This is a genomic window from Cobetia sp. MM1IDA2H-1 (genome assembly GCF_002916775.2).
Taxonomy (GTDB): Bacteria; Pseudomonadota; Gammaproteobacteria; order Pseudomonadales; family Halomonadaceae; genus Cobetia; species Cobetia marina.
This window is the reverse complement of the sequence record NZ_CM133225.1, coordinates 3,526,470-3,538,465: the sequence shown is the minus strand read 5'-3', so window position 1 is coordinate 3,538,465 and position 11,996 is coordinate 3,526,470. Positions and strand designations below refer to the sequence as shown.

General features: G+C 62.4%; 10 protein-coding genes. All 10 read left to right on the top strand.

All coding sequences use genetic code 11. The annotated features are described in order from the left end of the window. Positions 1-239: 239 nt before the first annotated feature. The 10 genes from BOH68_RS14850 to BOH68_RS14805 all read left to right on the top strand — a co-directional run bounded on the left by BOH68_RS14850 (position 240) and on the right by BOH68_RS14805 (position 11,938). On the top strand, positions 240-497 hold the full coding sequence (locus tag BOH68_RS14850) for a DUF4212 domain-containing protein (RefSeq protein ID WP_077380124.1): 258 nt from the start codon (positions 240-242) through the stop codon (positions 495-497). Between the two features lie 129 nt (positions 498-626). Further along, on the top strand, positions 627-2,429 hold the full coding sequence (locus BOH68_RS14845; protein WP_077380122.1) for a sodium:solute symporter family protein: 1,803 nt from the start codon (positions 627-629) through the stop codon (positions 2,427-2,429). A 147-nt stretch (positions 2,430-2,576) separates the two neighbouring features. Then, complete coding sequence (locus tag BOH68_RS14840; protein ID WP_077380120.1) at positions 2,577-4,532, top strand: DUF294 nucleotidyltransferase-like domain-containing protein; 1,956 nt, start codon at positions 2,577-2,579, stop codon at positions 4,530-4,532. Between the two features lie 29 nt (positions 4,533-4,561). Then, a complete protein-coding gene (locus tag BOH68_RS14835) occupies positions 4,562-5,218 on the top strand; it encodes a 3'-5' exonuclease (RefSeq protein ID WP_077380118.1) in 657 nt (218 codons plus the stop codon). 546 nt (positions 5,219-5,764) lie between these two features. Further along, entirely contained in the window at positions 5,765-5,986 is a 222-nt protein-coding gene (locus tag BOH68_RS14830; protein ID WP_077380116.1) for a hypothetical protein, read from the top strand. Between the two features lie 143 nt (positions 5,987-6,129). Continuing rightward, positions 6,130-7,095, top strand: a complete 966-nt coding sequence (ttcA, locus tag BOH68_RS14825) for a tRNA 2-thiocytidine(32) synthetase TtcA (protein WP_077380114.1) — start codon at positions 6,130-6,132, stop codon at positions 7,093-7,095. A 231-nt stretch (positions 7,096-7,326) separates the two neighbouring features. Then, a complete protein-coding gene (gene aceK, locus BOH68_RS14820) occupies positions 7,327-9,099 on the top strand; it encodes a bifunctional isocitrate dehydrogenase kinase/phosphatase (protein ID WP_077380112.1) in 1,773 nt (590 codons plus the stop codon). A gap of 81 nt (positions 9,100-9,180) precedes the next feature. Further along, the gene (locus tag BOH68_RS14815; RefSeq protein WP_077380110.1) at positions 9,181-9,930 is read left to right on the top strand and encodes an SIR2 family NAD-dependent protein deacylase; all 750 of its coding nucleotides are present in this window, start codon (positions 9,181-9,183) and stop codon (positions 9,928-9,930) included. 80 nt (positions 9,931-10,010) lie between these two features. Next, entirely contained in the window at positions 10,011-10,955 is a 945-nt protein-coding gene (locus BOH68_RS14810) for a bile acid:sodium symporter family protein (RefSeq protein WP_077380107.1), read from the top strand. Between the two features lie 110 nt (positions 10,956-11,065). Further along, entirely contained in the window at positions 11,066-11,938 is an 873-nt protein-coding gene (locus tag BOH68_RS14805) for a tRNA-uridine aminocarboxypropyltransferase (protein WP_077380105.1), read from the top strand. Positions 11,939-11,996: the final 58 nt, after the last annotated feature.

The following is an 11,996-nucleotide window of genomic DNA, read 5'->3' as shown; positions in this document are numbered from 1 at the left end:
TGAGAGGCGTCATGAGGTCTTCAAGCGGATGCTCATGCTCTCGACTAAAGTCAGCCTGCGATGAGCTGGCCCCTTGGCTACTGTCAGAAGCGAGTCGCCAAGTTTCCTGATAAGCAACGCAAGACGCAGGGAATATCACTCACTCCATGAGGACGAATGATTCAGTCAATGGAGACCATTCATCGGTTCATCGCCGATGGGTCTCTCGCCAATCACAATAACAATGCGAGAACTCCGTCATGAAGGAAGAGAATGCCAAGGCGTATTGGGCCGCCAATATCAGACTGATCATGGGGTATCTCGTGATCTGGTTTGTCGTGTCCTATGGATGCGGAATCCTGTTGGTGGATGTCCTCAACAATATCCAGTTCTTCGGTTTCAAACTCGGTTTCTGGTTTGCTCAGCAAGGGGCGATCTATTTCTTCCTCGCGCTGATCATCTTGTACGCCCGTTCGATGAACAAGCTGGATGAACGCTTCGACCTCCACGAGCAATGAGCGGTGTTGAACCGCTTCCGTGGGCAGGTCTGCGATGAATTCCAGCAACGGTTCTGCAGGAAAGGAACAGGACTGAGCGTTTCATCTCTCACGACAACAAGATGATCGATATCGCCAAGGACAACGCCAATGGATGTTCAATTACTGACGTACCTTTTCGTGGGCGCCTCGTTCGCGCTCTACATCGGCATTGCGGTGTGGTCGCGTGCCGGCTCTACCAAGGAATTCTACGTGGCGGGCGGAGGGGTCCATCCCATCGCCAACGGGGCCGCCACCGCTGCGGACTGGATGTCTGCCGCCTCCTTCATCTCCATGGCGGGCATCATCGCCTATGTGGGCTATGACGCCTCCGTCTATCTGATGGGCTGGACGGGTGGCTATGTGTTGCTGGCGATGTTGCTGGCACCGTATCTGCGCAAGTTCGGCAAGTTCACGGTGCCGGATTTCGTCGGTGACCGTTATTACTCGAGCGTCGCACGTACCGTGGCGGTGGTCTGTGTCATCTTCATTTCCTTCACCTATGTCGCGGGTCAGATGCGCGGCACCGGCATCGTCTTCGCGCGCTTCCTTGAAGTGGACGTGAACGTCGGTGTCGTCATCGGCATGGCGATCGTCTTCTTCTATGCCGTTCTGGGTGGCATGAAGGGGATCACCTATACCCAGGTGGCGCAGTACTGCGTGTTGATCTTCGCCTTCCTGGTACCGGCCGTCTTCCTGTCGATCATGATGACCGGACACGTGCTACCTCAGACCGGCTTCGGCGGCACGCTGGTGGATGCACAGGGCAACGATACCGGCGTCTATCTGCTGCAGAAGCTGGATCAGGTCGTGACTGACCTCGGCTTCCGCGAGTACACCGAAGGCTCCAAATCCACCATCGATGTCTTCTTCATCACGGCGGCACTGATGTGCGGGACCGCGGGTCTGCCGCACGTCATCGTGCGCTTCTTCACGGTACCGACCGTCAGGGATGCACGTATCTCCGCTGGCTGGGCGCTGTTCTTCATCGCACTGCTCTATACCACTGCGCCGGCCGTGGGTGCCTTTGCGCGGGTGAACCTGGTCGAGACCGTCAACGAGACAGCCTATGAGGAACTGCCGGGCTGGTTCTACAACTGGGAGAACACTGGTCTGATCGGCTGGGTCGACAAGAATGGCGACGGCATCATCCAGATGCGCGGCGGTGACCCCTTCGCGGGCAAGCCGAGCTATGAAGGCGACGCCGACAGCCAGGCCGCTCGTGGTGAGTATGGTCAGCGTCTGGTGAGCAACACGCCCACCGACAACGAGAGCGAGGTCTACATCGACCGCGACATCATCGTGCTGGCCAACCCGGAAATCGGCAACCTGCCGGCATGGGTCATCGCGCTGGTGGCGGCAGGTGGCGTGGCGGCGGCGCTCTCGACGGCAGCGGGGCTGTTGCTGGTCATCTCCTCGGCCATCTCGCATGACCTGCTCAAGAAGACCTTCAAGCCAGACATCACCGAGAAACAGGAGTTGATGGCAGCTCGCATGGCGGCAGCGGTGGCCATCGTGATCGCCGGTTACTTCGGCATCAATCCGCCAGGCTTCGTGGCGCAGGTGGTGGCCTTTGCCTTCGGTCTCGCGGCCTCGAGCTTCTTCCCGGTCATCCTGCTGGGGATCTTCTCCAAGCGCATGAACAAGGAAGGCGCCATCGCGGGCATGCTGGTCGGGCTGGTGTTCACCTTCAGCTACATCGTCTACTTCAAGTTCATCTCGCCGGAGCTCAACACGGCGGAGTACTGGCTGCTGGGCGTGTCGCCGGAGGGGATCGGCTCGCTGGGCATGGTGCTCAACTTCGTCGTCGCGGTCGTCGTCTGCAAGGTGACACCGCCGCCGCCCGAGCACATCCAGCATATCGTCGAGGACATCCGCGTGCCGCGCGGGGCAGGAACGGCAGTGGATCACTGATCCCTGACGACAGCGCCTGGCCCGCTTGACCTCTCGGTCTGCGGGTCAGGCCCTACATATCCCGAGGCCCCGTCGTGCATTCGCAGGCGGGGCCTCATGGCTTGATGATCCGTGCCCTTCGGGGCGGGGAGCCAGTGGAGTCGTGTCATGCAAGCCACATTAGTCGAAATTCCGTTCGGCGAGCCGCCGTTCAGCCTGCTGGATGAGCGCAGCCGGGCACGCCTGGCCGAGAACGTCGACCTGCAGTACTTCGCGGCCCTGGAGCAACCGCTGATACCGGGAGCGGTGGGAGAGGCGCTCTTCATCATCCACAAGGGCGAGGTGGTCGAGCTGGCGGCAGAAACGCCATTGCCGGACACCGCCACCCTGGAGCAGGCGCGACGTGAGGGTCACGACGCCTGGCTGAGTCTGCGCATCGGGCATTACAGCAAGGGAGATCTGTTCGGGGCCTTGACCCTGCTCAACGGCGAATGCCGGACACGCTTCGTCTGCGAGCAGGAAACGCTCTGCTATCAATTGCCGGCCGACCACTTCCGTCAGCTGTGTGAAGACAATCCCGGGTTTGAGGAGTATTTCCAGCACAGCCTGCGTGACAAGGCCCGACTGCTCGCGGCGTATCGGGACACCCGACTCGGCAGCAGCCGGGACCAGACAGGCTTCATGCTGGCGAGGGTGATGGATTGCATGCGTCCGCCACTGGTGATGCCAGCCAGCAGCAGCATCGAGGCAGGCGTGAAGGCCATGGGAGAGGCTGGTGCTGACAGTCTGATCATCGAGGTACAGGGCCGTTGTGGCGTGGTCACGCGCACCGATCTGCTCAACGCACTGGTGCTGGAGGGACTCCCTGCCACGCATCGTCTCGCCCCTCTGGGCACCTTCGCGCTGGTGGCGGTCACCGCCGAGGATTATCTGTTTCAGGCACTGGTCCAGATGACGCGTCATCGGGTCGCCCGCGTGGTGGTGCAGGAATCGCTCGCTGCCGATGCCAAGGTGGTCGGAGTCATCGAGCTGACCGATGTGCTGGGCTTCTTCTCCAATCGTAGCCAGCTGGTCAGTCTCGAGATCGAGCGCGCGGCGGATCTGGAGGCGCTGGCGCTGGCCAGTGCTCGCCTGCCGGAGCTGGTCCGCGCGCTGGTTCTCCAGGGCGCGCATCTGCGCCATGCCATGGCACTGCTCAGCGCCCTCAATGGACGTCTGATCGACCGCACCTTCGCCCTGCTGGTGGAAGAGCAGCACCGAGTCTCCTGCTGTCTGATGCTGATGGGCAGTGAGGGGCGTGGCGAGCAGATGCTCAAGACCGACCAGGACAACGGGCTGATTCTCGCTGATGGACATCAATGGCCAGACTGCAGCGACGCCATGCAGACCTTCAGCGCTACCCTGGCACGCCTCGGCTATCCGCCGTGTCCGGGCAACATCATGGTCTCCAATCCAGAGTGGGTCGCGACCGAATCCCGCTGGCGCGGCAAGGTGGCGCGCTGGTGTGCCGGACGCGATGGGGAGGCGCTGATGAATCTAGCCATCGTCTTCGATGCACGCGCCAGCGGTGGCAATGCCGAGCTGGTCGACAGTCTGCGCGGACACCTGGTGCAGCATGCCCGACGTGATGAATTGCTGCTGTCGCACTTCGCGCGCCCGGCATTGCGGTTCTCGACGCCGTTGACGCTGTTCGGCTCACTGCGCTCACCCCGCCATGGCATCGACATCAAGAAGGGCGGCATCTTTCCCATCGTGCATGGGGTACGCACCATGGCGCTGGAGCGTGGCGTGATGGCGACCGGCACCTTTGCGCGTCTTGAGGCGCTGGTAGAGGAGGGGCGTATCGAGGCCAGCGACAGCGAAGATCTGTCTGAGGCCCTGTCGCTGTTCTCCGAACTGCGTCTGCGTCAGCAGTTGCGGCATCTCGAGGAGGCGCCGGCCAACGCTGGCAGACACGCTGAGCAAGAGCTGTCCGAGGCACGGGGTAACGCCAGCACTGCCAGTGCCAATCTCATCATCACCCAGTCGTTGTCTTCGCTGGAGCGGGACCTGCTGCGCGATGCCTTGAGTCGGGTCAAGGATTTCAAGCAGCGCCTGACCCATCGTTATCACCTGGATTACTGACGCGCGGCCGAGCGCCGCAAGGAGATGGCATGTTCCAGCAGCTACGTCGTGCGGCAGACCGCCGCCGCCATGGGCATGGCGAGTTTGCCGAGCTGTTCAGACCCTGGCACGCCAGTGAACATGAGGGAGAGCGGGTGGCACTGGATTGCGAGACCACCAGTCTCGATGTCGAGCGTGCCGAGCTGGTCTCGCTGGCGGCGGTACGTTTCGATGCGCGCCGGGTGAGGACGGCCAGCGCGCTGTCGTTGCAGCTCCAGTGCCCGGAAGGCCTGCGCGGTGACTCCATCCGGATTCATCGCCTGCGCGGAATCGACCTGCATGGTGGCGAGGCGCTCGGCGACGCCTTGCACCAGTTGCTGGCCTTCATCGGCAATCGCCCGCTGGTGGGGTGGTGCATCGATTTTGATGTCGCGGTGATCAATCGCCACCTGCGCCCACGTTTCGGCTTCGACCTGCCCAATCTGCGTCATGATCTCGCGCGCGACTACCTGAAGCGCTGTCGTCACGCTCAGCCCGAGGCCGCGCCGGACCTGCGCTTCGAGGCCATGGCCGAGGCGCTGCAGGTGCCGGTGATCGGGCGGCACACTGCGCTGGGGGATGCCGTGACCAGCGCCATGATGGCGCAGCGCCTGATGCTGCCGGTCACTCAAGTCGTGCCACGCCACGATGCCTGTTCAGGCTCATGAGCCTGAACCACCTGGTCCATGCGTCGCCCGGGCGACGAGCCTGTGGTTGATGGCCCTGCGATTGATGGCCCTGTCGTTGTTAAACCTCTTGGCTAATAAACCAAGGTCTGTTGCCGGAATGTCCAATGGCAAGACATCACCCGCTTGGCCACACTGGCCCCATACGACGACGCCACGCTGCTTTTCCTCATCGTGACAGGCATGCGCGAGCCCTTGTCGAACCGGATTACACGCCAGTGCAGTACCGACCAGCAACACGGTCAGCCATGCAGGATGCATTACCGAGCAGCTTGATAATCATAACGGGGTAGCGACAGCGTGCAGAGGTCATGATCGACGAAGACCTGCTGTCAGCCAGCCCCAGTCAGGCCCGAGGGATGTGAACGCTTCGCCCTGCGCGATGACGGATGCACTCTCGGGATCGCCATCACTACGCCAGGTGATGGCACCGGGCCTTGGGCACCTGCCTGAGGCCCGGTTTCAGATTGGGCACCACGCGTTGTTGCCTTTCTTGCCTATTCAGGGTTCTTGCCCACGAGGTGCGACATGCTGATCGCGACCAACACGTTATTGATCATTGGCCTTGCCATCGTTCTGTTTGCCTATTCCCTCTACATCCGTCGTACCCAGGATGTCCGGGGAGTACTGATGTTCTGGTCTCGCAAGCTGGCGCTCACCGCGCTCGAATTCCGACTGCAGCGATTCGGCATCATGGTGATGCTGGGCGGAGTGGTCATCCGCTATCTGGAAGTCCTGCGGCTGTTCTGATCGCTTCCCGTCATCTGCAAGAATCCCCCCCACGCCCGCTGACTGCGGGCGTCTTGCGTATTGCGGCAGGCCGTCCGCCTCTGTGACGTGACACTGGCCGATGCTAGACTGTGTGCCCTCCCAAACTGCCTGTCTGATGCCCCATGTTCACACCTGAAACTGACGCCACCTCCCGCACGCATGACGCAGCGGATGCCAAGCATGAGCTGAACAAGCTGCAGAAGCGGCTGCGCCGCAATGTCGGCACCGCCATCACGGATTACGGCATGATCCGCGATGGCGACAAGGTGATGGTGTGCCTGTCAGGTGGCAAGGACTCCTACACCATGCTGGACATCCTGATGAACCTGCAGCGCAATGCGCCGGTCCAGTTCAGTCTGGTGGCGGTGAATCTGGATCAGAAACAGCCCGGTTTCCCGGAGCACGTGCTGCCGGCATGGCTTGAGTCAGTGGGCGTGGAATACCACATTCTCGAGCGTGACACCTATTCCATCGTCAAGGAGAAGGTGCCCGAGGGCAAGACGACCTGCGGGCTGTGCTCACGCTTGCGGCGTGGCTCGCTGTACGGCTTTGCCACCGAGATAGGGGCGACCAAGATCGCCCTTGGCCATCACCGCGATGACATTCTCGAGACGCTGTTTTTGAACATGTTCTTCGGTGGCAAGCTCAAGACGATGCCGCCCAAGCTGCTGTCGGATGATCAGCGGCATATCGTCATTCGTCCGCTGGCCTATTGCCGCGAATCGGACATCGAAGCCTATTCCACGGCGCGTCAGTTCCCGATCATTCCCTGCAACCTGTGTGGCTCCCAGGAGAACCTGCAGCGTCAGGTGGTCAAGGAGATGCTGCAGGACTGGGAGACGCAGCATCCCGGGCGGCTCGAGACCATGTTCCGTGCCGTCACTTCCGTGGCACCCTCGCACCTGGCGGACCGTGAGCTGTTCGACTTCGCGGGGCTGGATGAGAAGCGCGATCGCTTCCAGGCCACGCGTATCGATGCGCTGGACATGGACTCGGAGCAGGCCGGCATGGCAGAAGACCTCTTCGAAGCCGAGCGCCGTGTTCAGACTGCCTCCGAGACTGCGGCCTCATTGGGCCGGGAGCTCTAAGCCCGGATCCTGCTGACATCCGCGAATCCCCGACGCCATCTCGCCTGTCGCGAGGTGGCGTCGTGCGTTTCATGGCCGGTAATCCTCAAATGGCAAGATGGGACAGCGCTGGCGTGCGTGAGTGGAACGTCATCGACAGTTGACGGCCCGCGACCATTGTCGTCTCGCCTGACGGGGCAACTGTCCGCATGCTCTGAGGATGTCGGATGACCCAAGGGCAGGGGGGCGGTGATGGACAATGATGTCGATGAACGTGGCAATGGTCAGCAGGGCCAACGTCTGGCGGCGACGGTGCTGCATGGCTTTGATGAGTACCGCTCGCGCTTCAAGCAGATTTCCAGCGATGCCAGACGGCGTTTCATCGAGGCCGACTGGCGTGAGGCACAGCAGGCCTCGGCGGCACGCATCAATCTCTATGACGAGAAGGTCGCCGCGACCATGGAGCGTCTGGCGCGCGCCTTCGAGCCTGAGCGTCTGAGCGAATGCACCCTGTGGGGCGAGGCCCGACGCCATTACATGACGCTGATCGATCAGCGCCTGGACTACAAGCTGGCCGAGACCTTCTACAACTCCATCTTCTGCAGTGTCTTTTCCCACCGTCATATCCGGGACGACTGGATGTTCGTGTCATCCTCCCGGCAGGCGCCAGCTCGCCACTCCGGGATGAGCATCAGCCACCGTGTGCCGGTCGAGGGTGATTGGGCAGGGGCGCTGGACACGGTATTGAGCGAGGCCCCGCTGGGGATCGCCTTCGAACATCAGGGGCGCGACGTGACATTGGGCGCCGAGATGCTGCTCGAGGTGTTGCCACCCGAGGTGCGTGAGGCCTCCGATGCCACCTTCGAGGTGCTGCGCAGCGTCTTCTATCGCAACAAGGGGGCCTACCTCATCGGACGCATCGAGGGCGGCGGGCAGACGCTGCCGCTGGTGCTGCCGGTACTGCATACCGAACGCGACGGCGTCTATCTCGATACCGTGATCATCGAGCCCGAGGAAGTCTCGATCATCTTCTCCTTCACCCGCGCCTACTTCCAGGTCGAGATCGAGGTGCCCGGTGAGGTGGTGGGCTTCCTGCAGACACTGATGCCCGACAAGCCCATCGGCGAGCTCTACGCTGCCATCGGGTTCTACAAGCACGGCAAGACCGAACTTTTCCGTGGCCTCAACGACCATGTCGCCAGTCGCACCGACCGATTCATCATCGCGCCGGGCGTGCGAGGCATGGTGATGGCGGTCTTCGTGCTGCCCAGCTATCGACTGGTCTTCAAGCTGATCAAGGATCGCTTTGCGCCCAGCAAGGACATGAGCCGCGACCAGGTGCGCCAGAAGTATCGTCTGGTCAAGCGCCACGACCGCGTCGGCCGTCTGGCGGACACCCAGGAGTTCTCCAATTTCGCCGTCGGACGCGATCATTTCGATCCCGACTGCCTGGCCGAGCTGCTGGAGGTCTGCAGCTCCTCCATCACGCTGCGCGGCAACAAGGTATTGATTCGGCATTGTTATACCGAACGCATGATGACGCCGCTCAATCTCTATCTCGAGCAGTGTGATGAGGATGAGACGCGCGCCGTGCTCAATGACTACGGCAATGCGATCAAGCAGCTGGCCGCGGCCAACATCTTCCCCGGCGACATGCTGCTGAAGAACTTCGGCGTGACCCGTCATGGTCGGGTGGTCTTCTACGATTACGACGAGATCAACTATCTCACCGAGTGCAATTTCCGCGAGATTCCCGAAGCGCTCTACCCTGAGCAGGAGATGGCCAGCGAACCCTGGTATTCCGTGGGACCGAACGACATCTTCCCGGAAGAATTCGGCCCCTTCCTGTTCGCGGATCTTGGGCTGCGCAAGCTGTTCTACGAGCTGCATCCGGAAATCTTCCAGGCCAGCTGGTGGAAGGGGCTGCAGGATGCTATCACGGCGGGACGGGTGATCGATGTCTACCCCTATCGCAACAAGCGACGTTTTGGGGTCGATCGCAGCCAGGACTTCATCGATGACTGAAGGCTTGCGTTTGGACAGGAAGCGCCCCCAGGCTCGGCAATGGGACGTCACGATCAAGTTCACAGCGAGAGAGAGTGTTGGATGAGTGAAGGTTTCAGGGATCCTGGCGCGCGCCATGGTCGGCATCTGGTCGTGCTCAGTGGCGCAGGCATCAGCGCGGAAAGCGGTCTGCGCACCTTCCGTGCGGAAGATGGCCTGTGGGAAGAGCACCGTCTGGAGGAGATCGCCACTCCGCAGGCATTTCGGCGTGATCCGCAGAAGGTGCTGCGCTTCTATGATGATCGCCGTGCCCAGGTCCGGCGGGCCAGGCCCAACGCGGCGCACAAGGCACTGGCAGAACTTGAACAGGCCGGTTTTCGTGTCTCGGTGATTACCCAGAATATCGATGATCTGCACGAGCGCGCCGGCTCGCGCGAGGTCATGCATCTGCATGGCGAGATTCTCAAGGCACGCTCGAGCGTCGACCACGGCTTGCGCTACCCGCTGCCGCGCGGTGGCATTCGGCTGGGAGATCTGTGTGACAAGGGCAGTCAGTTGCGCCCGGACGTGGTGTGGTTCGGTGAGGCAGTGCCACTTTACGGCGTCGCCGAAGGCATCGCGGCGGAAGCGGATCTGCTGCTGATCGTGGGGACCTCGCTCAAGGTGATGCCGGCCTCGAATCTCTATGCAGCGGCACCGTTGGATGCCCCCATCGTGCTGGTGGACCCGAATGCCCATGAGCTGGCGGAGCCCGGCGTGCATCCCCTGGCGGAAAGCGCCGGGCAGGCAGTGCCACGTCTTGTGCGCCATTGGTTGTATCAGGGACACCTGGGCCTGCCTGATACGTTATGATGCGCGGCTTCAGGCCTGCCATGGGCGGTGGGCCAGCAATCCCGGAGGCAAGCAACCTTCGGTGACCGGAAATTGAAAGCATGTTTGAGACGCTGAATCGTTTCTTCCCGCTGTGGGCCCTGTTGTTCGCCGGCCTCGCCGTGCTGGCGCCGGCGCCTTTCGTGGCCCTCAAGGATGTCATCCAGCCGCTGCTGGCCCTGATCATGTTCGCCATGGGACTGACGCTGTCGCGTGAGGATTTCATGCGTGTCGCACGTCGTCCGGGGCCCATCGCGCTGGGCCTGCTGCTGCAATACAGCGTGATGCCGCTGGCTGCCTTCCTGATCGCGCGGCTGCTGGGGCTGGACCCCGCGCTGACGGTCGGCATGGTGCTGGTGGGGGCCACTGCGGGGGGGACCTCCTCCAACGTGATGACCTGGCTCGCCGGTGGTCACGTGGCCCTGTCCGTCTCGATGACCATGGCCTCGACACTGCTCTCCATCGTGATGACGCCGCTGTTGACCTGGTGGCTGCTGGGGACGGACATCGACGTGCCGGTGAGCGGCATGCTGCTGAGCATCGCCAAGCTGGTGGTGGCGCCCATCGTGCTGGGTGTCATCGTGCATCACTTCGCGCGTGACGCCATCCGCGAGTGGGAATCGGCGCTGGCGAGTCTGGCCATGCTGGCGATCGTGCTGATCATCGCCATCGTGGTGTCGCTCAATGTCGGTCGCCTGGCCACGCTGGGCCCGCTGGTGGCATTGGCCGTCGTGGCGCACAACGCCATCGGCCTGAGCGCCGGCTATGGCCTGTCGCGCCTGTTCGGACTGGATGAGCGTACCTCGCGCACCATCGCCATCGAGGTCGGCATGCAGAACTCCGGACTGGCGGCGTCACTGGCCAGCCAGTTCTTCTCCGCCACGGCGGCGTTGCCGGGAGCGATCTTCTCCATCTGGCACAACGTCTCCGGCTCGTTGCTGGCCGGTTACTGGAAGCGTCGGCCGCCGAAGTTCGTGACCGGCGGCAAGCACCGCTACGAGGTATAGCCGCGACACTCGCTGAGTGAACCACGCTCGGCGACACGAGACGGCAACATGAGAAAGGGACACGCATGCTAGAATGCGCGTCCCTTTTTCTTTGGTACTGACCACCCATCATGTGTGATTCCCGTCTTACGCCGGCCGCTGGTCATCCCGCCAGCGTTGATCAAGCCGCTTCCTCCGCCCCGGAGTCGACCGAGCCGGGCGAGGCCAGCGGTATCACGACGCTTCCCAGTGGCGAGCCGGATGAGTGGCACGGACGCCACCCGCGACGGGAATTCAAGGCGCGTGGCAGCCAGGTGATTCGTTGCGAGGCCTGCCGTCTGCCCAGGCTCAATTGCCTGTGCCCGTATCAGGTCAGCGCGCAATCACGGATCACGTTCTGGTTGATCACCCACCCGCTGGAGCACTACAAGCCCACCAATACCGGGCGCCTGATCGCGGATGTGCTGGCGGGCACCGAGGTCTTCAGCTGGTATCGTGTCGAGCCGGACCCCCGCCTGCTGGCGCTGCTGGAAGATGAGCGCTATCAGCCGTTCATCATCTTCCCGGACGATCAGCCGGACTACGCTGATCGCGTGGTCGACGTGAACGCCATCGCCGGTGTCGGGCCCGAGGTGGCGACGCATACCGCCAGTGGCGAGGAGCGCATTCCGGTCTTCATCCTGCTGGACGGGACCTGGCGTCAGGCGCGTCGCATCTTCCGCAAGAGCCCTTATCTGGATGGTCTGCCGGTGCTGCCGCTGCACACCACGCGTCTGACGCGCTATCACCTGCGCAAGCCGGCGTCCCAGTCACATCTGTGCACGGCGGAGGTGGCGGCGGAGCTGCTGCGTCAAGCGGGGGAGGAGGAGGCGGCCAACGTGCTGGATGATTACTTCGACGCCTTCAACGACTGCTATCGCGCCAGCCGGATTCACTATGTGCTGGAGCCGACCGCACCGATGCGTCGGCTGTTGGCTCGCCGTGAGGCCAAGGCCGGCGAATAGCCGTGACACAGAAGTGAGAACGCCCCCGTCGGAGCCATCCGGCGGGGGCGTTCGCGTT

Bases quoted from the DNA above. Each gene is read 5' to 3' on its own strand.
- BOH68_RS14845 (WP_077380122.1), top strand. From the start codon at position 627: ATGGATGTTCAATTACTGACGTACCTTTTCGTGGGCGCCTCGTTCGCG.
- BOH68_RS14835 (WP_077380118.1), top strand. From the start codon at position 4,562: ATGTTCCAGCAGCTACGTCGTGCGGCAGACCGCCGCCGCCATGGGCAT.
- BOH68_RS14830 (WP_077380116.1), top strand. From the start codon at position 5,765: ATGCTGATCGCGACCAACACGTTATTGATCATTGGCCTTGCCATCGTT.
- BOH68_RS14840 (WP_077380120.1), top strand. From the start codon at position 2,577: ATGCAAGCCACATTAGTCGAAATTCCGTTCGGCGAGCCGCCGTTCAGC.
- BOH68_RS14805 (WP_077380105.1), top strand. From the start codon at position 11,066: ATGTGTGATTCCCGTCTTACGCCGGCCGCTGGTCATCCCGCCAGCGTT.
- ttcA (WP_077380114.1), top strand. From the start codon at position 6,130: ATGTTCACACCTGAAACTGACGCCACCTCCCGCACGCATGACGCAGCG.
- BOH68_RS14815 (WP_077380110.1), top strand. From the start codon at position 9,181: ATGAGTGAAGGTTTCAGGGATCCTGGCGCGCGCCATGGTCGGCATCTG.
- BOH68_RS14810 (WP_077380107.1), top strand. From the start codon at position 10,011: ATGTTTGAGACGCTGAATCGTTTCTTCCCGCTGTGGGCCCTGTTGTTC.
- BOH68_RS14850 (WP_077380124.1), top strand. From the start codon at position 240: ATGAAGGAAGAGAATGCCAAGGCGTATTGGGCCGCCAATATCAGACTG.
- aceK (WP_077380112.1), top strand. From the start codon at position 7,327: ATGGACAATGATGTCGATGAACGTGGCAATGGTCAGCAGGGCCAACGT.